Origin of the sequence: Uliginosibacterium sp. 31-12 (genome assembly GCF_030548425.1) — a bacterium.
Lineage (GTDB): Bacteria > Pseudomonadota > Gammaproteobacteria > Burkholderiales > Rhodocyclaceae > Uliginosibacterium > Uliginosibacterium aquaticum.
This window is the reverse complement of the sequence record NZ_JAUOOA010000008.1, coordinates 96658-117120: the sequence shown is the minus strand read 5'-3', so window position 1 is coordinate 117120 and position 20463 is coordinate 96658. Positions and strand designations below refer to the sequence as shown.

General features: G+C 59.4%; 22 protein-coding genes, 1 tRNA gene and 1 pseudogene. 21 read left to right on the top strand and 3 right to left on the bottom strand.

Annotated elements, in window-relative coordinates; all coding sequences use genetic code 11:
• Positions 1-18: 18 nt before the first annotated feature.
• The 3 genes and pseudogenes from rsmD to Q3Y64_RS15235 all read left to right on the top strand — a co-directional run.
• Positions 19-570: a 16S rRNA (guanine(966)-N(2))-methyltransferase RsmD gene (gene rsmD / locus Q3Y64_RS15245; RefSeq protein WP_303563132.1), complete on the top strand. Its 552-nt coding sequence runs from the start codon at positions 19-21 to the stop codon at positions 568-570.
• Positions 567-1055, top strand: a complete 489-nt coding sequence (coaD, locus tag Q3Y64_RS15240) for a pantetheine-phosphate adenylyltransferase (RefSeq protein WP_101943322.1) — start codon at positions 567-569, stop codon at positions 1053-1055. Before rsmD ends, coaD begins: the two co-directional genes overlap by 4 nt.
• A 15-nt stretch (positions 1056-1070) precedes the next feature.
• Positions 1071-1370: pseudogene (locus Q3Y64_RS15235) on the top strand (YfhL family 4Fe-4S dicluster ferredoxin); the annotation flags it as partial.
• Positions 1371-1431: 61 nt separating this feature from the next.
• On the opposite strand, the gene Q3Y64_RS15230 reads toward Q3Y64_RS15235, so the two are convergent.
• Both Q3Y64_RS15230 and mutM read right to left on the bottom strand, forming a co-directional pair.
• Positions 1432-3396 carry a dynamin family protein gene (locus tag Q3Y64_RS15230; RefSeq protein WP_101943320.1) on the bottom strand — a complete coding sequence of 655 codons (1965 nt, stop codon included), beginning with the start codon at positions 3394-3396 and terminating at the stop codon, positions 1432-1434.
• 123 nt (positions 3397-3519) lie between these two features.
• A complete protein-coding gene (gene mutM, locus Q3Y64_RS15225; protein ID WP_303563128.1) occupies positions 3520-4353 on the bottom strand; it encodes a bifunctional DNA-formamidopyrimidine glycosylase/DNA-(apurinic or apyrimidinic site) lyase in 834 nt (277 codons plus the stop codon).
• 104 nt (positions 4354-4457) lie between these two features.
• On the opposite strand from mutM, the gene Q3Y64_RS15220 reads away from it, so the two are divergent.
• From Q3Y64_RS15220 to Q3Y64_RS15180, 9 genes are all read left to right on the top strand, one after another.
• Entirely contained in the window at positions 4458-6077 is a 1620-nt protein-coding gene (locus tag Q3Y64_RS15220) for a tetratricopeptide repeat protein (RefSeq protein ID WP_303563126.1), read from the top strand.
• Positions 6078-6079: 2 nt separating this feature from the next.
• On the top strand, positions 6080-6646 hold the full coding sequence (gene lolB / locus Q3Y64_RS15215; protein ID WP_303563124.1) for a lipoprotein insertase outer membrane protein LolB: 567 nt from the start codon (positions 6080-6082) through the stop codon (positions 6644-6646).
• Positions 6634-7509, top strand: coding sequence for a 4-(cytidine 5'-diphospho)-2-C-methyl-D-erythritol kinase (ispE, locus tag Q3Y64_RS15210; protein WP_303563122.1), 876 nt, complete (start codon positions 6634-6636; stop codon positions 7507-7509). The genes lolB and ispE overlap by 13 nt, the downstream gene beginning before the upstream one ends.
• A 53-nt stretch (positions 7510-7562) precedes the next feature.
• Positions 7563-7636, top strand: a tRNA-Gln gene (locus Q3Y64_RS15205).
• A 78-nt stretch (positions 7637-7714) separates the two neighbouring features.
• The gene (locus tag Q3Y64_RS15200) at positions 7715-8671 is read left to right on the top strand and encodes a ribose-phosphate pyrophosphokinase (RefSeq protein WP_101943315.1); all 957 of its coding nucleotides are present in this window, start codon (positions 7715-7717) and stop codon (positions 8669-8671) included.
• 92 nt (positions 8672-8763) lie between these two features.
• Positions 8764-9375 carry a 50S ribosomal protein L25/general stress protein Ctc gene (locus tag Q3Y64_RS15195; RefSeq protein WP_303563119.1) on the top strand — a complete coding sequence of 204 codons (612 nt, stop codon included), beginning with the start codon at positions 8764-8766 and terminating at the stop codon, positions 9373-9375.
• On the top strand, positions 9375-9965 hold the full coding sequence (pth, locus tag Q3Y64_RS15190) for an aminoacyl-tRNA hydrolase (RefSeq protein WP_101943313.1): 591 nt from the start codon (positions 9375-9377) through the stop codon (positions 9963-9965). Before Q3Y64_RS15195 ends, pth begins: the two co-directional genes overlap by 1 nt.
• Before the next feature lie 267 nt (positions 9966-10232).
• A complete protein-coding gene (ychF, locus tag Q3Y64_RS15185; protein WP_101943312.1) occupies positions 10233-11324 on the top strand; it encodes a redox-regulated ATPase YchF in 1092 nt (363 codons plus the stop codon).
• A gap of 227 nt (positions 11325-11551) precedes the next feature.
• Positions 11552-12745: an integrase arm-type DNA-binding domain-containing protein gene (locus Q3Y64_RS15180; protein WP_303563114.1), complete on the top strand. Its 1194-nt coding sequence runs from the start codon at positions 11552-11554 to the stop codon at positions 12743-12745.
• On the opposite strand, the gene Q3Y64_RS15175 is transcribed toward Q3Y64_RS15180, so the two are convergent.
• On the bottom strand, positions 12737-13297 hold the full coding sequence (locus tag Q3Y64_RS15175; RefSeq protein ID WP_303563112.1) for a hypothetical protein: 561 nt from the start codon (positions 13295-13297) through the stop codon (positions 12737-12739). The two genes, Q3Y64_RS15180 and Q3Y64_RS15175, sit on opposite strands and share 9 nt — an antisense overlap.
• A 95-nt stretch (positions 13298-13392) precedes the next feature.
• On the opposite strand from Q3Y64_RS15175, the gene Q3Y64_RS19520 reads away from it, so the two are divergent.
• From Q3Y64_RS19520 to Q3Y64_RS15135, 9 genes are all read left to right on the top strand, one after another.
• Complete coding sequence (locus Q3Y64_RS19520; RefSeq protein WP_368506659.1) at positions 13393-13629, top strand: helix-turn-helix transcriptional regulator; 237 nt, start codon at positions 13393-13395, stop codon at positions 13627-13629.
• 234 nt (positions 13630-13863) lie between these two features.
• Complete coding sequence (locus Q3Y64_RS15170; protein ID WP_303563110.1) at positions 13864-15069, top strand: hypothetical protein; 1206 nt, start codon at positions 13864-13866, stop codon at positions 15067-15069.
• An 11-nt stretch (positions 15070-15080) separates the two neighbouring features.
• Complete coding sequence (locus tag Q3Y64_RS15165; RefSeq protein ID WP_303563108.1) at positions 15081-15467, top strand: hypothetical protein; 387 nt, start codon at positions 15081-15083, stop codon at positions 15465-15467.
• A gap of 12 nt (positions 15468-15479) precedes the next feature.
• Positions 15480-15851 carry a hypothetical protein gene (locus tag Q3Y64_RS15160; RefSeq protein ID WP_303563106.1) on the top strand — a complete coding sequence of 124 codons (372 nt, stop codon included), beginning with the start codon at positions 15480-15482 and terminating at the stop codon, positions 15849-15851.
• Between the two features lie 50 nt (positions 15852-15901).
• On the top strand, positions 15902-16132 hold the full coding sequence (locus Q3Y64_RS15155) for a major capsid protein (protein WP_303563104.1): 231 nt from the start codon (positions 15902-15904) through the stop codon (positions 16130-16132).
• A 174-nt stretch (positions 16133-16306) separates the two neighbouring features.
• On the top strand, positions 16307-17662 hold the full coding sequence (locus tag Q3Y64_RS15150) for a hypothetical protein (RefSeq protein WP_303563102.1): 1356 nt from the start codon (positions 16307-16309) through the stop codon (positions 17660-17662).
• A 9-nt stretch (positions 17663-17671) separates the two neighbouring features.
• Positions 17672-17959, top strand: a complete 288-nt coding sequence (locus tag Q3Y64_RS15145; RefSeq protein WP_303563100.1) for a DUF2523 family protein — start codon at positions 17672-17674, stop codon at positions 17957-17959.
• 24 nt (positions 17960-17983) lie between these two features.
• Entirely contained in the window at positions 17984-19078 is a 1095-nt protein-coding gene (locus tag Q3Y64_RS15140) for a zonular occludens toxin domain-containing protein (protein WP_303563098.1), read from the top strand.
• Complete coding sequence (locus Q3Y64_RS15135; protein ID WP_303563096.1) at positions 19075-20307, top strand: type II secretion system protein GspD; 1233 nt, start codon at positions 19075-19077, stop codon at positions 20305-20307. Before Q3Y64_RS15140 ends, Q3Y64_RS15135 begins: the two co-directional genes overlap by 4 nt.
• Positions 20308-20463: the final 156 nt, after the last annotated feature.

Sequence of the window (20463 nt, the reverse complement as noted above, 5' to 3'; positions counted from 1 at the left end):
CCATTCGCCCGAACTCCCGTGAGCAAGGTTCGCATCATTGGCGGCACGCACCGCTCCCGCCTCATTGAAGTGCCCGACTCGATCGGCCTGCGGCCGACGCCGGATCGCGTGCGTGAAACCCTCTTCAACTGGCTCGGGCAGGAGCTGGACGGCCTCCACTGCCTGGACCTGTTTGCTGGTAGCGGAGCGCTGGGCTTCGAGGCGGCTTCGCGAGAAGCCGCCAGCGTCACGCTGCTGGAACTCGCGCCGAAAGTCGCCAGCCATCTGCGTGAAAATCAGGCCAAGCTGGCGTTCGGCAACCTGAAGCTGGTCACGGGGGATGCGCTGAAATACCTGCAGAGCACACCGGAGCGCTTCGATCTGGTGTTCCTCGACCCGCCCTATCGCCAAGGCTGGCTGGAGCGCCTGGAGCCCCACCTGGCCAAGGTGCTCGCCCCCGGCGCACGGGTCTATCTTGAAGCCGAGGAGGCGGTGGACGCCTACGCCGGCCTCGCACTGCGCAAATCCGGCAAAGCGGGTCAGGTACACTACCGACTGTTCGCCCTTCCCCCGGCAGGAGAATCCGCATGAATCCGCGCATCGCCGTCTACCCCGGCACCTTCGATCCGCTCACCCGCGGCCACGAAGATCTGCTGCGCCGCAGTGCCCGTATCTTTGATCACATCATCCTCGGCGTCGCTGCCAGCAGTGGCAAGAATCCGCTCTTCTCGCTGGCCGAGCGGGTGGAAATCGCCCAGGAGGTATTGGGTGACTTGCCCAACATCGAAGTGTTGGGCTTTTCGGGTCTGCTGATTGATTTTGTGCGCGAGAAACGCGCTGGCGTAATCGTGCGCGGCCTGCGTGCTGTCTCCGACTTCGAATACGAGTTCCAGATGGCGGGCATGAACCGCCGCCTGCATCCGGATGTCGAAACCCTATTCCTGACCCCCGGCGAGGAAAACATGTTCCTCTCGGCAACCATGGTGCGAGAGATCGGCCTGCTTGGCGGTGACGTCAGCACGTTCGTGCACCCCACGGTCACCACGCGCATCCGCGCCAAGCTCGCCGCCCGCTGAACCCGGAATAACCCAGCCAGCCCGGTCCGCCGGGCAGCCACTGCAACACCGAAAGGAAAGACCCGAATGGCCCTGATCATCACCGACGACTGCATCAACTGCGACGTCTGCGAACCTGAATGCCCCAACGGCGCCATCTCGCAAGGCGAGGAAATCTACGAGATCAATCCGGACAAGTGCACCGAATGCGTGGGCCACTACGATGAGCCGCAGTGCCAGCAGGTCTGTCCGGTCGACTGCATCCCGCACGACCCGGACCGGGTCGAGAATCCGGACCAACTGATGGCCAAGTTCATCAAGCTGACCCAGAAGTAAGCCTCCTCAGCACAAAAAGAAACCGGGCCAAGGCCCGGTTTCTTTTTGTGCATTGGCCCGCTCAGGCAGCCAGATCATCCTCGCGCCGCGGCACCGAATCGATCGAGGCGCCCAGCGCCTTCTCGATCACGTAACGCATCGCGTCGATTTCCTTCATCTGACGCAGCAAGGAACCTTCGGCCTGCATCAGTTCGCGGATGCGTTCCTCAAGCGTACCGGTCGCCTCATGCACGCGCTTGACGCTTTCCAGGCGCCGCTTCAACTGCAGCTGATACTCGCGCACCTGGGTTTCGAGCGGCGACATCACCACGCGCAGCCACTGCTCCACATCGCGATTGGCCATTTCGAAGGTCTTGCGAGCCTCCAGCGCAACCGTTTCGAAGAAACGCTGGGTCAGCGTGCTCTTGGTGTGAGTCACCATTGAGGCCAGGGTATTCAGCTCCTCGTTGAAGGCACGCTCCAGGCGCACAATGTCGCGCTCATAGCGCAGGGTCGAGAAGGTGTTCGGCGAGGCGAGCTTGAGGCCATGCTCCACGGCCAGGCGCTTGTACATCGCATCAAGCATGGTGGTGATCTCGTTGATCTCGCCCGAGGAGTCACGCAGCTTGGCCCGCAGTGCATCGAAGAACTCCAGCATGGCCTGACGCAGATCGCGCGAGAAAGTAGCCGTGCCCATGGCTTCACGGGTGCGGCGGGTCTCGGTACGCACCGCGTCCATGCCGATGTGCGAGTACACCTTGTTGGACAGGTTGGTGAACACGCTGCGCACCGCGTGATACTTCTGCAGGCCCTGATCGAATTCATCCTTCTCGGCGCGCACCTTGCGCATCATGTACTCGATCACGCTCTGATTCTTGCCGCGCAGATCCGCCATCTCCTTGAGCTGCTCACGCAGGCCAACCAGCCGCGTATGCAAGAGCTCGCCCGCGCGGCGGATGATTTCGCCGCATTCGAGCAGGGCATTCTCACGGATGATGTCCTGCCGAGCCGGCAACAGCTCGGTCGACAGCGCGCTTTCCAGCGCCGAAATACGCGAGCGCTCGAGCAACGCACCATCCTGGCTCACCTTGGCCAGCAAGGCCTTCTGGGCAGACACGGGGAACACCAGCGACTCCGGCACATCCAGAGTGGCCGCAGCCGTGCGCAGTTGCTTGGCGATCTCGGCATCGATCTCGGCTTCGGAGCGCAGGCCATCCCACAGACCATCGATCTTGTTGAGCACCACCATGCGGCCATGGCGCTGGGTATGGCCAACGTTCACATGCTTCTGCCAGACCTGCAGGTCGCTATGCGTGACGCCGGTATCTGCCGCCAGGATGAACAGCACAGCATGCGCCGAGGGCAGCAGCGAAAGCGTCAGCTCGGGTTCCGAACCGATGGCGTTCAGCCCCGGGGTGTCGACGATGACCAGCCCCTGCTCCAGCAAGGGGTGCGGGAACTGCACGATGGCGTGACGCCAGCAGGCAATCTCGACCATGCCTTCCGCATTCGGCCGGGTACCTTCCACGCCGCTGTCGTCCACCGCAAAGCCCAGCTGCTCTGCGGTGTCACGCGGCACCAGGCGCGTCTCGCCAACGCGGGCAAAAGCACGCTGCAGACTCTCGGCATCGTTCAGATCTATCGGCTCCAGCACCCATTCCGAGGGGATGCGGCGCAGATCAGCCACGCTTTCCTGGCGATTACGCGTCTCGATCGGCAACAGACGTACGCCTGGCGTCTGCCCCGGCTCCCATTGCAGCTCGGTCGGACACATGGTGGTGCGGCCAGCGCTGGAAGGCAGGATGCGGCTGCCATAGTGCGAGAAGAAGATGGCATTGATCAGCTCGGACTTGCCACGCGAGAACTCGGCGACAAATGCCACAACGAGCTTGTCTTCCTTCAGGCGATCCAGCACGCAATTCAGGCGCAGCTCGGTCTGGGCATCACCGATCTCGTTGTGCGCCAGCCAGGAGCGCAGATGCTGCACGGCGTTGCCGACATCGGCACGCCAGCGGGTATAGGCGGAAAAGCTGTCAATCAGGGCCATTGCAAGGCTCCAAGGTCTGAAATCCGGTACGCAGCGGACGAATCGCGGCGCTCAAGTTGTGCGTAGGATAGCGCCCTTACCCCCCTTTTAATCAAGGGTTTGGACAATTTATCGGCGACCCGCTCAGACTTTCCCGCCCGACGGCAGGCGCTGGCAGCGGGGGCAGAAGAACGTGGCACGCTGCCCCATCACACGCTTGTGGATCCTGCCGCCGCACACCCGACAAGCCTCACCCGCCCGCCCGTAGGCAAAATATTGCTGCTGGAAATAACCAGCCGAACCATCGCTGTGCAGGAAGTCGCGCAAAGTGCTGCCGCCAGCAGCCAGCGCGTCCTGCAAGGTATCGCGAATGCACTGCGCCAGCCGATCGCAACGCGCACGCGACAGGCGTCCGGCCGGCGTAGCCGGGTGGATCCGCGCCCGGAACAGGCTTTCGGAAGCATAAATATTGCCGACCCCGACCAGCAGATGACCGTCCATGATGAGCAGCTTGATCGGCGTCTTGCGGCCAGCGCACATGCTCTGCAAGGCCGCCCCGTCAAAGCCGGCCCCTAGCGGCTCCAGGCCCAGTCCGGCAAGCAAGGGATGCGCCTCGGCCGGATGCGGCAGCCACAGCACGGCGCCAAAACGCCGCGGATCCCGCAGGCGCAGGATCGTCGCGCCGAGCACCAAGTCAAAGTGATCATGCTTTTCCGCTGGCGAATCCGCCGCAAGAATGCGCAAGCTGCCAGACATCCCTAGATGGATCAGCAGGCTGCCGGCCGCAAAATCGATCAGCAGGTACTTGGCCCGCCGCCGCACCGCCTCCACCCGCAGCCCGCTCAGCCGTCCGGCCAGATCGTCCGGCACCGGGTAACGCAAGCGCGGCTGGCGGATGGACACGCCACTCACGACCTGCCCGAGCAGATGCGGCTCAATCCCCAGACGGGTTACTTCAACTTCCGGCAACTCCGGCATGCGCTGTCCTTCTGGCTGCGGCAAAGATCAAAACAGTACACTGCTGCTAAGATCGGCTTCAAGCCCGAGCCGGGCGCTGCCACCCCTGATTGCCGGAATACTTCATGTCCTCTCCCCGTCTGAAGCCCTGCCTGCTGGCCCTCGGCCTGCTCTTTGCCGGCAACCTCCATGCCGAAGCACCACGCCAAACCAAGCCAGCGCAGGGCAAAAACAGCGCTGTGCCGCTCAACAGCGCCCAGTTGCTGGCCCAGATGCTGCTGAGCGAAATCGCGCTGGCACGCGGGCTGATCGACGATGCCGCCTTCGGCTACAACGACATGGCACGCCGCTCGGGCGACCCGCGCATCCAGCTGCGCGCCAATGAAATCGATCTCGCCCGCCTCCTGCTGCTCATGCAACAGAATCCGGACGACGCAGAAGAAACGCTGCGCAAACTGCTGGCCGAACAACCGGCGGGGCGCGAGCGCCTGATCCTCCAGCTGCCCGGTCTTTATGGTCGCAATAGTGACAAGGCCTACGTCCTGCGCACCGTGCAGAAACTGCTCCAGCCCTATCAGAGCATGGCCGAAGCACACTTCAGCGAAGCCCTTGTCCAGCGTGACATCAAGGACCCATCGGCCAGCTACGCGGCAGCCCTACGCGCGCATCGCCTCAAGCCGGACTGGGAGCCCCCCCTACTGCTGCTCGCCGATCTGGCGGGCGACGCCCAGCGCGAGGAAGTCAGCGCACTATTGGCCACCTACCTGCAACGCAATCCGCGCGCCCACGACCTAGGAATTGCTCAGATCCGCCTGATGCTTCAGGGCCAGCAAAAGGCCGAGGCACGTGAAACCTATCTCCGCCTGATACAGACGCCGCCCGAACGCCCCGAAGTCGCCTTTGCACTGGCCGGCGTAGCCCTCGAATTCAATGACCTGGCCAACGCCGAAAGTCTCCTCGAAAAGCTGCTCGAGCAGAACTGGGGGGAAGCTGACCGCCTGCAACTGATCCTCGGCCAGATCGAAGCCGAACGCGGCAACACCGCCAAAGCCATCCAGACTTTCGACGGTGTCGCCCCTGGCCCGCACTACGTGAATGCTCAAGCCAACAAAGCTCGTCTGCTGGCTCGCAACCAGCAACTGCCAGAAGCCCGCGCCGGGCTGGCTGCCGCCCGCCGCGCCATGCCGGAAGAACGTGCCGCCATCGGCTTGCAGGAAGCCCAGTTGCTGCGCGAACAGGGAGATCAGCGCGGCGCACTGGCCGTATTGGAAGAAGAGCTGAAGCTCCAACCCGATCATGTCGACGTGCTGTATGACGCCGCCCTCCTCGCCGAACAGCTTGGCAAACCGGCGCTGATGGAGCAGCGCTTGCGGCGCATCCTGAACCTCAAGCCGGACCATGCCCACGCCCTCAACGCCCTGGGCTACTCCTTCGCGGATCGGAACCAACACCTTGACGAAGCCGAGCAACTGCTCACCCAGGCCCTCCAGCTCGCCCCGCAGGACGCAGCGATCCTCGACAGCATGGGCTGGCTGCGCTTCCGCCAGAAGCGCTTCGATCTGGCCGAACCTCTCCTGCGTCAGGCTTACGCACTCTTTCCGGATCCAGAGGTGGCCAGTCATCTGATCGAAGTGTTGTGGTCTGCCGGCAAGCGTGACGACGCGCGCCTGCTCTGGCAGGAAAACACAACCCGCAACCCGGCCAACGAACTCCTTACCCGCCTCGGCAAACGCCTGGGACTCTGACCATGAAGCGCTTTCTGCTTGCACTCATCACCCTGTTGCTGACAGCCTGTGCCAGCACTCCGCCCGCTCCGCAGGAGATTCCGCCCCGGCCGGTACGCGACAGCGTGCAGAAATTCGCCCTCAGCGGACGAGTCGCCATCGACCAGGGGAAGAGCGCCAACAACGTGCGCATCATGTGGGAGCACAACCGCGACAGTGACTCGCTCGGCTTTGCCTCGCCGCTGGGTAACATGCTGGCGGAGCTGCAGAGCAGCCCCAAAGGCGCACGCTGGATCAGTGCCGACGGCGAACTCTACGAAGCCCGTACGGCAGATCGCCTGATGACCCGCTTCACCGACACCCCGGTACCCCTCGACGCACTCAGCCAATGGGTACTCGGCCGCCTCAGCGCCCAGGCCAGCGAAATCCGCCGCGATGCACAAGGCCGCCTGCTCGACGCCCTCGATCAGGGCTGGGCAGTTCGCATCACAGGCTATGAAAGCGAACAGGCCAACGCCCTGCCGCGCACGCTGGAAGTTGAACAACCGGGGCTGCGCCTCAAGCTCGTGATCGAAGAATGGTTCATCTAGACGGCTTTCTGTACTGCCCGGCGCCTGCCAAGATCAATCTGTTCCTGCATGTCACCGGCCGCCGTGCCGATGGTTACCATCTGCTGCAGACCGCATTCCGCATGCTCGATCACGGTGACACGCTGGGGTTTCGCGTCCGCGAGGACGGCGCCATCCGGCGCCTGAGCGAGGTTCCCGGCGTAGCCGAGGACGCGGACCTCGTCGTCCGTGCTGCACGCCTGCTGCAAGCCCGCACGGGCTGTCGGCTGGGAGTGGAGATCCGCATCGACAAACAACTCCCCATGGGTGGCGGACTCGGTGGCGGCAGCTCGGACGCCGCCACCACCTTGCTGGCGCTGAACCATCTGTGGCAACTCGGCTGCACCCGAGCAGAACTGCAAGCCTGGGGGCTGGAGTTAGGCGCCGACGTGCCGTTTTTCCTCTTCGGACAGACGGCTTGGGCCGAGGGCGTTGGCGAAGCACTGCAGCCGCTCGAATTGCCGCCAGCATGGTATGTGGTGATCGAACCCCCGGTCGCCGTCCCTACTATTGAAATTTTTCGTGCAAAAGAATTGACAAGGGACTCTTCGATCCTGATAATGCCGGGCTTCGCTGCTGAGCAAACACAAGCGTTTCTGGAGCAACAGGGACGCAACGACATGCAAGCAGTGGCCTGCCGGCTGTATCCGGAAGTGCAGCAAGCGCTTGATGCGCTGACTCCTTTCGGCACTGCGCGAATGAGTGGATCTGGAGCCTGTGTGTTCCTTTCCTGCCAGCGCGAAGCCGAGGCAAAAGAAGTTGTTGAAGCAGTGCGGGATAAATGGCGCGTGTGGTGCGCCCCTTCACTGGACAAGCATCCACTGCATGCTTGGGCAAGAGATTGAATTTTTGTACGATGGATTCAAGCGTTGCTTCCATCGCACAGCACAGGTTTTGTTGGGGAGTCGCCAAGTTGGTCAAGGCACCGGATTTTGATTCCGGTATTCGAAGGTTCGAATCCTTCTTCCCCAGCCCCAATGAACGGGCAGGTCACAGCCGAGGCTGTCGGCCTGCCCGAATTGTTTCTGCCAACGCATACACGAGGTAGTCATGGCGTACCGCAGCCTGATGGTCTTCACTGGCAACGCCAATCCCAAACTGGCTGCCGACGTCGTCAAACGCTTGGGCATCGCCGTTGGCTCCGCCACGGTCGGTCGCTTCTCCGACGGCGAAGTGAATGTCGAACTGCTTGAGAACGTCCGCGGTAAAGACGTTTTCGTGCTTCAGCCGACATCCACCCCGACCAACGACAACCTCATGGAGTTGATGATCATGGTCGACGCGCTCAAGCGCGCCTCGGCCGGTCGCATCACCGCCGCCATCCCCTACCTCGGCTATGCCCGCCAGGATCGCCGTCCGCGTTCAGCCCGCGTGCCGATCACCGCCAAGGTAGTGGCCAACATGCTGCAGGCCGTGGGCGTGCAGCGCGTGCTGACGGTTGATCTACACGCCGACCAGATCCAGGGCTTCTTCGACATCCCGGTCGACAACATCTACGCCACCCCACTGCTGCTCTCGCATCTGCGCAAGGCTGAGCACTCCAGCGACCTGATGGTCGTGTCGCCGGACGTCGGCGGCGTGGTGCGCGCCCGCGCTGTGGCCAAGCAGCTCGAAACCGAGCTGGCCATCATCGACAAGCGCCGCCCGAAAGCCAATGTCTCCGAAGTGATGAACATTATCGGCGACGTGTCGGGCCGCACCTGCGTGATCGTCGACGACATCGTCGACACCGCGGGAACCCTGTGCAAGGCGGCCCAGGCACTCAAGGAACACGGCGCCAAGCGCGTGGTGAGCTACATCACCCACCCCGTGTTGTCCGGCTCCGCTATTGCCCGCATCACCGAATCAGAGCTGGACGAGCTGGTCGTGACCGACACCATTGCCCTGCGCGAAGACGCCCGCGCCTGCCCCAAGATCAAGCAGATTTCGATCGGCTCCCTGCTGGCAGACACCATGCTGCGCATCAGCAATGAAGAGTCGGTGTCCTCGCTGTTCATGGACGAATAGTCGTACAAGTTTCGGGCGGAGCCATCAAGCTCCGCCTTTTTGCCCTGGTGGGATCTGGTCGCGGTTCTCGCCATTTACTGGAGAAGTTCAACATGCAATTCAATGTCAAAGCCACCAAGCGTGACGTCAAGGGTAAGGGTGCGAGCCGCCGCCAGCGTCATGCCGGCGTCACCCCAGGCATCATCTACGGTGCCGGTCAGCCTGCCGTCCAGATCAATCTGGATCACAACGATCTGTTCCACGCCCTGCGCAAGGAAGCCTTCCACAGTTCCGTGCTGAGCATCGACGTCGAAGGCAAGACCGAGACCGCCGTGCTGCGTGACGTGCAATGGCACCCGTTCCGCCAGATCGTGCTGCACATCGATTTCCAGCGCGTCGACGCCACCCACGCCATCCACATCAAGGTGCCGGTCCACTTCATCAATGCGGATGCATGCCCTGGCGTGAAGCTGCATGGCGGCATGCTGTCGCACGGCGTGAACGAACTTGACGTCAAGGGTCTGCCGGGCAGCCTGCCGGAATTCCTGGAAGTTGACTGCAAGGATCTGGACAACGGTGCAGCCCTGCACGTTCGTGACCTGAAGCTGCCGGCTGGCGTTGAGCTGGCCCACGCCGCTGATGGCGACAAGGTGCTCGCATCCATCGTCACCGTGCGCGGCGCAGTTGCTGACGCGGCCGCCGCTGAAGGCGAAGCCAAGGCCTGATGAGCCAATCGGCTCCCAAGCTGATTGTCGGCCTCGGGAACCCCGGGGCCGAATACACCGAGACCCGGCATAACGCCGGGTTTTGGTTTTGTGAGCGCCTGGCACAGGACCTGGGCGCCCGCTTCAATCATGAAAGCCGTTTTCATGGCTTCGTCGGCAAGGCCGGCAACACCTGGCTCCTTCTGCCGCAGACTTTCATGAATCGCTCTGGCCAATCAGTCCTGGCCTTGGCGCATTTTTACCGCATCCTGCCGAATGAAATACTCGTCGTGCATGATGAACTCGACATCCCGCCCGGCCAGCTGCGGCTCAAATTCGGTGGGGGTCTTGGCGGACACAACGGTCTCAAGGACATTTCTTCGCGCCTGTCGACGCAGGACTACTGGCGCCTGCGCATCGGCATCGGCCACCCCGGCGACAAGAACGAAGTCGCCAATTTCGTCCTGAACCGCCCGCGTCGCGAAGAACAAAGCGAAATCGACACGGCGATCGATCGCGCCCTCGCAGCCTGGTCCAAAATTGCCAGCGGCGAGTGGAATGCCGCCACCCAACACATCAACGCGCGCCCTGCTGCGCCGGGGGTCAGTTAGTAGTTATTTGCCGGATCGTGTTGAGTCTTATGGCTTATGGGACAAGGCGCGTGACGCAGTGTGGGGAGGTGCCCGACACAAGGAGTGCAACGCAGTATCCATGAGCCATAAGATTCAACCCGGAGGGCTTGCGCTCAATTGATCGTGGCACTACGTTGCAGCGCCTAGACAGGGAGCCACCCTGCCTTCGTTGCTGCGCCTTGTTCCACACTCAATTGAACGCACGCGCGACCGGCAAATAACTGCTAACTGACCCCAGGAAACAACATGAGTCTCAAGTGCGGCATCGTCGGCCTGCCCAACGTCGGCAAATCCACCCTCTTCAACGCCCTCACCAAGGCCGGCATCGAAGCAGCGAACTACCCCTTCTGCACCATCGAGCCGAACGTCGGCATTGTCGAGGTGCCGGATGCGCGCATGGCCCAGCTCGCCGAGATCGTCAAACCGCAGCGCATGCAGCCGGCTATCGTCGAGTTTGTCGACATCGCTGGTCTGGTCGCCGGCGCCTCCAAGGGTGAAGGCTTGGGCAACCAGTTCCTAGCCAACATCCGTGAAACTGACGCGATCGTGAACGTGGTGCGTTGCTTCGATGACGAAAACGTGGTGCACGTCTCTGGCCGCGTCGACCCGATTGCCGACATCGAGACCATCCTCACCGAACTGGCGCTGGCCGACATGACGGCCGTGGAAAAGGCCATTCAGCGCGAACAGAAGAAGGCCCGCGCAGGCGACAAAGATGCACAGAAGTTCGTGGCCCTGCTCGAAAGCATGCTGCCGCATCTGAACGAAGGCCAGCCAGCCCGCACCTTCAAGCTAAACGAAGACGATCTGGTGCAGCTCAAGCCACTGTGCCTGATGACCCTGAAGCCGGCGATGTATGTTGGCAACGTGCTCGAAGACGGCTTCGAGAACAATCCTCACCTCGATCGCCTGCGTGAGCACGCCGCCAAGGAAGGCGCGCCGGTGGTGGCCCTGTGCGCCCAGATTGAAGCCGAACTGGCCGACCTGGATGACGAAGACAAGCTCGCCTTCCTCGCCGACATCGGCCTCGAAGAGCCTGGGCTGAACCGCCTGATCCGCGCCGGTTACGACCTGCTCGGCCTGCAGACCTACTTCACCGCCGGGGTGAAGGAAGTGCGCGCCTGGACCATCCACAAGGGCGACACCGCCCCGCAAGCCGCCGGCGTGATCCACACCGACTTTGAGAAGGGCTTCATCCGCGCCCAGACCATCGCCTTTGACGACTTCATCCAATACAAGGGAGAGCAAGGTGCCAAGGAGGCCGGCAAGATGCGCTCCGAAGGTAAGGAGTACATCGTTAAAGATGGCGACGTGCTGAACTTCCTGTTCAACGTGTAGCCCGATTGATGCAACACCGCGCAATGTGCTGAAACATTGCGAAACGTTCAAAGCGCCCGCCAGTCTCAGGATTCGCGGGCGTTTTCACATGGATTGAATGCTCGTGAAACATCATGAAATTTCACTTGCTTTCAATAGACAGGCGGGTACAAAAGCGGGTACGAGGCAGAGTTTTGATGTTGATATAGTGGGTACAATCGAAGCGTCCACTCCTTCAGAGGCATGCCATGCTGACAGACGCCCATTGCCGCAACGCCAAACCCCGCGAAAAGCTATATCGGCTGAAGGACTTCAATGGCCTGTACCTGGAAATCAAGCCCTCCGGCATCAAAGCCTGGCGCTACCGATACAAGCTGAACAACAAAGAATCCATGTTCGCTCTGGGCAACTATCCGGACATGGGGTTGGCCGACGCGCGCGAACGCTGTGATGAAGTGCGAAAGCAGGTCAAGCAGGGCATTCACCCCGTCGTGCACCGCAAGCAGGAAAAGGCCCGCCTCATCAAGGAAGCGGCTAACACTTTTGAAGCTCTCGCAACGGAATGGCTGTCACTCAAAAGCTGGGAAGCCGTCACCAAAGCTCGACGGCTAAACATGCTTGAGCGAGTGGTTTTCCCAACCATTGGCAAATTGCCAATCAAGCAGATCACCCCTCCGATCATCCTCAGCATTCTTCTGAAAAGCTCAAAGGAAAATGGAGTCACAGTCGCCGCCGAAGCAAAGCGCACCATGTTCGGCATCTTTGAGCTTGCTTGTGAGACTTTCAGGGTTGACGCGAACCCAGTTCATCAATGGCGCGAGGCGCTACCGAAAAACAAGACCCAGCATAAACGCGCCTTGAGTACTGCAGAAATCGGGCAACTTCTGAAAGACTTCTCGGGGCACGGCGGCCATTTCCAGACGATATATGCCTTCCGACTGATGTGGCTCACGCTGACGCGCCCGAACGAAGCCGTCCGGGCGGAATGGACCGAGATCGACTTGGAAACAGGCCTATGGAAAATTCAAGCTCACCGCATGAAAAATCGGCGAGAGCATGTGGTTCCCTTGCCTCGCCAAGCTGTCGATCTACTAAAGGCTTTGCACCCAATCACGGGTTCTACGCCGTTTGTCTTTCCGTGCCGTGATGATCGGAACAAGCCAATGGCTGATGCCACGATTCGCCAAGCACTGAAGAAACTTGGCTGGGCAACAAAATATAGCCCTCACGGCACGCGAACCACCGGATCAACGAGGCTTAACGAACTCGGCCACCGGGGCGACGTGATTGAAGCTCAACTTGCACATACAGAACCAAACTCAGTACGCCGAACCTACAACCACGCGACTTACCTGGATGAGAGGCGTGAAATGATGCAGAAGTGGGCGGACATGCTAGACGAACTTGTAGAGGCAGATAAACGCAAGCCAGTTTCACCTTGAGAAAATCTTTGCCATTAATCGCTCACGCGCACTCTCAAGCTCTCTCAACTGTTCATCGTTTTCCAATACGGCCCGCCATCTTTTTGTCATTGCATCGGGCGACATCTTTTCAAGAGCAGAAGCTGTCGTTGCGATGTCAGCATCGCTGAGTTCAGCATACGTTTCAAAAAACTTATCTACCGCAGCCGATATCCGCTCAGCAACGATTTCTCCATCTTGTTCAATGGCGTTCCAGTCAAGGCAACCAGTTAATTCCTTGAGAATTGAAAATCGTCTTGCCAACACTTGCTGAGTAATACCCGCAATCGCTGAGAACTCTAGTTCAGGGCTTCTCGCTGGGTTCGTGAGCCCCTCCTTGGGAAGCTCATCGCCAGTTGCAAGCCAGTAGGCATGCTCAGGCCAAATCAAAGCAACAGCCTCAACCATCTGCGCAGTAGCTCGCTGCCTACCTGCCCACCAACTTTTCCATACGCTGACTTTGATTTTCGAAAGGTCTTCCAGCCTTTGGAAGCGCCCGTACTTGGGCAGTTTCGACTCAATCAGCAGCTTCATCCTCGAATGGATGCTCGAAAACACTTGACACCTCCCGAAACAGGAAACTATCCTCGCTAAATCGATGACATAGTTCACGATTAGGGTGAGGATAGATGATGAAAAGCAGTGTAGCTCACTCTTCTTTGGGTGCGCCCCCTACCGTTGAAAGCTATTCCTCTGTTTTGTCACGCATCGGGATCAGCCGCCCAACCTTGTGGCGCTGGCTGCGCGATGAAAGCAATGACTTTCCGCGCCCTGTCCGGCTTGGCAAGCGAAAGCTTGGCTTCGTTGTAGCCGAGGTCGATTCCTGGGTTCTTTCGCGGGGAACTGCGAGCGGGGCGCAGAAGTGAAAGCGCGGCGGCCGCTCGTTCAGCTCGATATGTTCCCCGAGGCGCTTGCCCCTGGGATGAACTTCTATGCGCGAGCCATGTCAGGCGTCGCCAAAGACAACGCAACGACACAGCCGACCGGCAGCGTAACGCCCGCAGCGCGCCAGCGCGAGGACGAGGGCGCAGCCGGGTCGGCGCCTCTAGGTAAATCTATACGGATTTTGTTGTCAACGCCGGCAAAGGCAGGTTCGTGATGTGTCCCGACTTGCCGACCTTCGCTTTGTTGAAACCCTGCCTGTCGGGGTCCGTCACATCCGCGATGGTGTTGCCATCCCAGCGCCGTCAGAAGCTGCGCTTCGGGTCTATCGATACATTCTGCTTCAGGGCAGTCAGGACTTGCTCTATCCATTCTGGCGGGATGTTGTTGATCGCGACACCGGTGAAATCACGGGCAAGAGGAGTGAGTTCAGGGTCAGCGTATGTGGCAGAACCGCGCTTGAGTACGACGTGCCCGTCTATCGGAATGCTAAGGGTGGGGTCGGCATCGGTGGGGTTCTCCGCTGCGGGAACGTTTGGGGCTGCGTTTTTTGCTGCGCCAAGGTTATGCGACGACGGGCGGAGCAAATCGGCGCGCTATTCGAGGCCGTACATGCGGAAGGCGGAGGCGCAGTAATGGTCACGTTCACGTGTGCGCATCGGCTGGACGACTCTTTGGCCCTGATGCTGGAAAAGTTCAAATCTGCCCAACGCACGCTCAGTCAATCACGTCAGTTCCGTGCCCTGGCCGAGTCTCGAAGCGGTGCATGTGTTGCCACTGAAATTAAGTGGAGCCCGCGTAATGGCTGGCACCCTCACCAGCACCAGGCGTGGTTCTTTCCGCGCCCATTGTCATCTGACGAGACCGAGCTGCTTTCAGCTTCGCTATTCCCTGTCTGGCAAAGCGCGCTGCTCAAGCATGGTTTGGACTGCCGCGAGTTTTTCAAAGATCGGCGTGTTGGCGTTGATGTACGGCCGGCATGGGACGCCAGTGAGTATCTCGCCAAATTTGACCGAGAGCGGGACTGGAGCCTGTCTGCCGAAATGACTGCCGGCAGGCTGAAAACCGGTGGATCGCAATCGCTGACTCCCTGGGCAATTCTGGAAGACGCCATTCAGCGCGGGCGCGAATCGCAAGCCTTCACGCTCTGGCTCGAATACCTGCGCGCGACCAAAGGCAAGTCCTGCATTTCCATGAAGGCTGCCGCGCCTCTTCTCCGGCGCTTCGATCTTCCCGTCACGTTTGACGACATCGAGGATGCGAATGCGCAAGGCGAGTCCGCAATCATCACCCGAGTTGGCCGTGTCGAGTTCGAGAACATCGTCAAGGCTGGCGGCATGGGCAAATTTTTGGAAGCCGCTCGATCTGGCGGTGCAGAAGCAGTCGAGCACATCGCTCAAAACATTGATTGGTCATTTTCGTAAAGGAGAAAGAAATGTCGCTTTTGTCTCGTCACGTTGCAGAACTGAAGAGTGAGGAATTCGTGCTGGGGGTCTCGACCGGGTTTGAGGGCGAAAAGGGCACCAGGATGGAGGGGATCGAATCGACCAAGATCTGCATCGTATCGACGCCTGCCAGCAAGAACTGGACGGGTTTCACCGCGCTGGATCAAAAGATTGCGGACGCCGATGTGGGCCGCAGCATGAAAGACAAGCTCTTTCCGGCTCGCTGTTTCATCACCTATCGCCGGGTGACGGCGGTTGAAAAGAAGGTCATGGATGGTCGCGAGGTTTCCAGCGACGTTGAGAAGCTCGTTGTCGTTGGCATTGAGTACATCTGCCAAGTTGATCTTGTCGATGTGAAGGTTGCCAAGGCTGCATAAGGTTTTCTCTCCATGGCTACAGTCACTTTCAACAATACGACCGTCGCGGTAACTGACCTGACGTGTTCCAACGTCAAACCGGCTATTACCGCTGCGCTCGGCTGGGGAAGTGGCTGGTCCGCAAAGTCGTGCACATCAGACCCGGTTCAAGCCAACACGATCATCACTTTCGCCTCAGGGACAAGCACGTGGCAAGGCGTCATTACTGCGGTCGTGAATAACCCAGTCTCATCTACGACAGCCATCAGCCCGAGCTGTACCCCGGAGTCCTTTGATTACACATATGCCGCGCAAGTATGGGCGGCAGCATTTTGCGTCACGGTGGGTCTGTATCTCGTGGCGCTCAAGGTTGGAACGATTCTGCGCTTCTTCCGAGGCGCGTAATCGAAACAAGCGCGTCCGGCGCACCCGGACATTTCTTTGAAGGAAGCAACATGAAAAAGCTCTTCGCAATTTTCGTCGCCGCAATGGTGGCTCTGGTTACGCCGATGGTTTCGTTTGCACAAACGGCTACCAATACCGGCCCCGACTTTTCGACACTGACCAGCCAGATCGATCTGTCGACCACCATCACCGCCATCATGGCTATCGGTGTTTCGGCCATGGGCCTGCTGCTCGCCATCAAGGGCGTGAAGATCGTCTGGCGCATGTTCAAGGGTGCCTGATCAGCCCCCTTTGTCGCCATGACAGGGGGAGGGCTAGCACTCCCCTTTTCACTTTTTCGCGCCCGCGAAAATCTCACCCGAGGCCTACTGCATGACCAGCACTCAGATTTGGTACATCTTCGTTTTTGCTTGGGGACAGCTTTGTGCATGGGCTGTCATCAAAGGACTGTCACTATGATCGCCCGTGCGTTCGCACTGCTGGCGGCATTGGTATTGACCCTTCATGCGACATCAGCGAGCGCTCAAGCCTTGCCGGTTTCCAGAGGCGTCAATCGTGCAGTCAGTGGCGTTACTCAGCAATCAATGAGGTCACGTGGTTTTGCGGCGAATGACCCTCGCTTCTACGACACTCTGTCCGGTATGTCTGGCGTTGCCGGATCGGCGGTAGGCTCTGCGGCCGGGGCTGGTGTCGTTGTCATGCTTGGCGCCACGGCGCCTGCTTGGGCCACCGCCATGCTTGCGACGGCAGCCGCCGCCGCCGTTGGATACGGCGTCACGCTTGCCATCGATGGACTCGTGAACTGGCTCTTCCACAAGGACACCATGAAGGTTGACCAATACCAGGCGGCCAACCTGTCGTATAGCGCCGACGGATTCGGTGTCGGCGATATTGTTTGGAGCGGGTGGGACCCGGCCGGTCGGCAAGTATATGGAAGCGATCCGAATGCGTTGGCACAAGAACTGTATTACGCGGCCAAGCGAGCTCAAGGGATTGCTCAGCCGAGTAAGCCAAATTGCTTTTCCGCAAACTCAATTACCTACTACTGTGGAAATACCTCAGTTAGTTATGGCCTGAGAGCCGAGGTCTCGTGCGGCAGGGGCATGTTTGCAGTGGCAAATGTCTGCACCAGCTATAGCTATCCTCTCGAAAGCACCGTCCAGAACGTTCCGGGGCAAACCTTGCAACAAGCGGTAGCGGCGCTACCTGAAAGTGAGCTTGCAAAGCCCCTGAATCCGCAAATTGTCGCTGATCTTGCCAATCAACTTTGGCAGCAAGCGGCTACGCAGCCGGGATACCAGGGCCTGCCATATCAGCAGGCCAATCCCATCACTGCATCAGAAGCACAGACGTGGATGGATCAAAACCCAAGCTACTGGCCAACAGTGCGTGATTTCGTTCAGCCTCAACCGACGACCGATCCTACTTCGTACTCCCTTCCGTTCAACCCTACCGCCCCTGAATCACAGCTCCAGCAAACGACGAATCCGAATCCAAATGCTGTGAATCCTGCTGCCGAGCAACCACAGGTCAATCTTGGGGATGATCCAGCTATCCCTCAACCGGAGCTTGAGCCTACGCCCACGGCCCAACAAATCATGGCACCAGTGTTGAACCTGCTGCCAAGCCTGCGCAATTTCATGATGCCAACAGGAGCCGGAACATGTCCGGTTGCCAGCTTCAGCGTCTGGAATCACAGCTTTCAAATAGACGCGCACTGCACCATCGTCGGACAGAACCAGCAAATCATCCAGGCATTCATGTTCGTAGCCTGGTCAGTGCTGGCGCTGCTTGTCCTGCTTCGTGCTTGAGGAACAGCCATGTACGGAATCCTTCTTTCTGCTCTCTGGTCGGCGCTGGCATGGGTTGCCCGGTCTGTACTGGTCAAGTTCGTTCTCTATTTCGGCCTGTTTTTCATCACAACAGAGTTCATCCAGATCCTGACGACCATCCTGCCTGATGGATCATCGCTTCGCAGCGCGTTTGGCGGTTTGCCCGGCTCGATGTGGTGGCTGATGAACATCATGCAGTTCAACGTCGGCGTGCCCATGGTTCTGTCGGCCTACGCCACCCGATTCATCATCCGCCGCATCCCCGTGATCGGCTGATTTTCGCAAATGCGAAAGTGACCCATGGCGATCAATGCGTATACCGGCCTTCAAGGCAGCGGCAAGTCCTACGAAGTCACCAGTTCAGTGATCGTATCGGCCATTGCCGCAGGTCGCCGGGTCATCACCAATATTGACGGCATCAACGAAGAGAAAATCCACGAATACCTGCTAGCCAAGAACAAGGCACAAGCAGGCAAGCTCGGGACGGTCGTTCATGTCACCAACGAACGTATCCTTCAGCCGGCATTCTTTCCCGACGAAGAACACCCCGAGGTCGCTTCAGTTGTTCTACCTGGTGACTTGGTCGCCATTGATGAAGCGTGGCGCTTCTGGCCTGCTGACGGAGGAAAGCTCACCCATGAGCACATGCAGTTCTTCCGCATGCACCGCCATTACACGCACCCCGAGACGGGCGTGAGCTGTGATGTGGCACTGATGATTCAGGATATTTCGGGCCTGCATCGGAGCGTCAAGAATGTCGTGGAGTTCAGCTTCAGGACCACCAAGCACAAAGCCCTGGGCATTGGTAAGCGCTACCGCGTCGAGGTCTTTGAAGGCTACAAGCAGACGCGGACGAATGCGATTAGCCGTTACCAGAAAGAGTATGACAAAGTATTTTTCCCAATGTACAAGAGCTACGCGGGCGGAAACGGAAACGAAAAAGCGATTGATGATCGAACCAACATCTTCAAACGCTGGTGGCTTCTGCCGGTAATCATTGGCGTCACCATTGCAGTCTTTTTCTCGTTCTACAAGATCTACCGTTTCTTCCAGCCGGAAACACACCTCAAGAACCGCGCCCTCCAGTCCGAGACTACAGCCATGCCGGCATCAGCACAGGCTCCCGGTGGCCCGCTGCACGCACAAGGTACGGGGCTTCCGCCGCCTATCAGTTTCAGCACAGCCTGGCGCATTGCTGGGCGGTTCGTCTCCGGCAATCAACAGTACGTGGTGCTCGCCAGTCCAACAGGGCGCCTGCGCTTTGAAAGCCCTTCCAACTTCGCGAACAGTGGCCAAGCGATGGCAGGGAAGATTGATGGTGAGACAGTGACCTACTACAGTGGAACAATTGCGCCTCCGCCAGTAGCCCCATCTATCGCGGGAGCGATGCCATGAGAAAGCTTATTGCCACCCTGCTGATGGCTGCTGTTCTTCCATGGCCCGCACTTGCCGCAAATGCTCCAGCTGGGTTCGATCTGACAGGCGTCAAGGTGGCGGACGCGCTTCAGCTCATCTTTGGTGATGCCCTGCACACTCCCTACATGTTTGATCCCGATGTGGCCGCAGATCAGCGGATAATTTCTTTCCGCTGGCAAAGCGACAAGGGGGATTTGCGCCCTTTCTTGACCAGCTTTCTGGACAGCCTTGGCTACGCACTTGAAAACCGTGCCGGCGTGGATTTCGTCGCTCGCAAGACACGTCGCGATGCCCCTGCCGCTGAGGTATTCGTCTATCGGCCCAAGTTCCGTGAGGTGGGCTTTCTGACGGAAATTCTTGCACCACTGTTCGGCTCCGGTTTTACGGCAAACCGCACGGTAAAAGCCTCCGACTCGGCAAAAATTCCCCAGGGACAAACACCGCCGCCCAACAGCGCCGCTGCGTTGGTGGATCGTGCGTCAGACCTTTTGGTATTCACAGGGACACCAGACGAGATTGGCCGCTTGCAACAGGCACTCTCTCAGGTCGATGTCGCGTTTGGTGAGGTCATGGCACGCGGCGTGGTCTATGAGGTCAGCACGTCTGAAAAGGAAGGCTCTGCATTTGGCCTGCTAGCCAGTTTGCTGGACGGCCGCTTTTCAATAGGTATTGGCGCACTCACCAAGGCAAACAGCTTCATCCAGTTCAAGGCAGCAAACCTCGACGGCATCTACTCCCTGCTGAACCAGGACAGCCGCTTCAAGGTGCTCTCCAGTCCGTCACTGCGCATCCGCTCTGGCGCTCAGGGTGTTTTCTCAGTCGGCCAAGATGTACCCGTGCTTGGCGCGGTCAGCTACCCAAGTAGCGGCCAAGCAGTCCAGAGCGTCGAGTACCGGTCCAGTGGCGTCATCTTCAACATTCAACCGACCGTACGTGAAGGCGCGATCGACCTGAACATTGACCAGCAGCTCTCGAACTTCATCGCAACCACAACCGGCGTCAACAACTCACCGACCCTGACCAAGCGTTCGCTCAAGACCTCTGTCAGCGTGAGGGATGGTGATCTGATCGTCCTGGGCGGCTTGGCCGAAAACAAGGACAGCAACAGCAGGGACGGACTGACGTTCCTGCCGAAGTTTCTGCACACGTCCGGCTCCGAGACTTCTCGGTCGGAAATCTTGCTGGTTCTTCAAGTCCAGCGCCTTTAGCCTCTGGAGGCCATATGGTCACGTTTCTCACCTTCATCATCGTCGCGCCGCTGTATTGGATGCTGCTGGAGTGGGCGTATCACAACCACAAGTGGTAACCGTTCGGAGGACGCTCGCCGAAGCTGCCGCCGGTCAAACTTCGCAAATTTTGTAATT

Bases quoted from the DNA above. Each gene is read 5' to 3' on its own strand.
- coaD (WP_101943322.1), top strand. From the start codon at position 567: ATGAATCCGCGCATCGCCGTCTACCCCGGCACCTTCGATCCGCTCACC.
- Q3Y64_RS15230 (WP_101943320.1), bottom strand. From the start codon at position 3,396: ATGGCCCTGATTGACAGCTTTTCCGCCTATACCCGCTGGCGTGCCGAT.
- mutM (WP_303563128.1), bottom strand. From the start codon at position 4,353: ATGCCGGAGTTGCCGGAAGTTGAAGTAACCCGTCTGGGGATTGAGCCG.
- Q3Y64_RS15220 (WP_303563126.1), top strand. From the start codon at position 4,458: ATGTCCTCTCCCCGTCTGAAGCCCTGCCTGCTGGCCCTCGGCCTGCTC.
- lolB (WP_303563124.1), top strand. From the start codon at position 6,080: ATGAAGCGCTTTCTGCTTGCACTCATCACCCTGTTGCTGACAGCCTGT.
- ispE (WP_303563122.1), top strand. From the start codon at position 6,634: ATGGTTCATCTAGACGGCTTTCTGTACTGCCCGGCGCCTGCCAAGATC.
- Q3Y64_RS15200 (WP_101943315.1), top strand. From the start codon at position 7,715: ATGGCGTACCGCAGCCTGATGGTCTTCACTGGCAACGCCAATCCCAAA.
- Q3Y64_RS15195 (WP_303563119.1), top strand. From the start codon at position 8,764: ATGCAATTCAATGTCAAAGCCACCAAGCGTGACGTCAAGGGTAAGGGT.
- pth (WP_101943313.1), top strand. From the start codon at position 9,375: ATGAGCCAATCGGCTCCCAAGCTGATTGTCGGCCTCGGGAACCCCGGG.
- ychF (WP_101943312.1), top strand. From the start codon at position 10,233: ATGAGTCTCAAGTGCGGCATCGTCGGCCTGCCCAACGTCGGCAAATCC.
- Q3Y64_RS15180 (WP_303563114.1), top strand. From the start codon at position 11,552: ATGCTGACAGACGCCCATTGCCGCAACGCCAAACCCCGCGAAAAGCTA.
- Q3Y64_RS15175 (WP_303563112.1), bottom strand. From the start codon at position 13,297: ATGAAGCTGCTGATTGAGTCGAAACTGCCCAAGTACGGGCGCTTCCAA.
- Q3Y64_RS19520 (WP_368506659.1), top strand. From the start codon at position 13,393: ATGATGAAAAGCAGTGTAGCTCACTCTTCTTTGGGTGCGCCCCCTACC.
- Q3Y64_RS15165 (WP_303563108.1), top strand. From the start codon at position 15,081: ATGTCGCTTTTGTCTCGTCACGTTGCAGAACTGAAGAGTGAGGAATTC.
- Q3Y64_RS15160 (WP_303563106.1), top strand. From the start codon at position 15,480: ATGGCTACAGTCACTTTCAACAATACGACCGTCGCGGTAACTGACCTG.
- Q3Y64_RS15155 (WP_303563104.1), top strand. From the start codon at position 15,902: ATGAAAAAGCTCTTCGCAATTTTCGTCGCCGCAATGGTGGCTCTGGTT.
- Q3Y64_RS15150 (WP_303563102.1), top strand. From the start codon at position 16,307: ATGATCGCCCGTGCGTTCGCACTGCTGGCGGCATTGGTATTGACCCTT.
- Q3Y64_RS15145 (WP_303563100.1), top strand. From the start codon at position 17,672: ATGTACGGAATCCTTCTTTCTGCTCTCTGGTCGGCGCTGGCATGGGTT.
- Q3Y64_RS15140 (WP_303563098.1), top strand. From the start codon at position 17,984: ATGGCGATCAATGCGTATACCGGCCTTCAAGGCAGCGGCAAGTCCTAC.
- Q3Y64_RS15135 (WP_303563096.1), top strand. From the start codon at position 19,075: ATGAGAAAGCTTATTGCCACCCTGCTGATGGCTGCTGTTCTTCCATGG.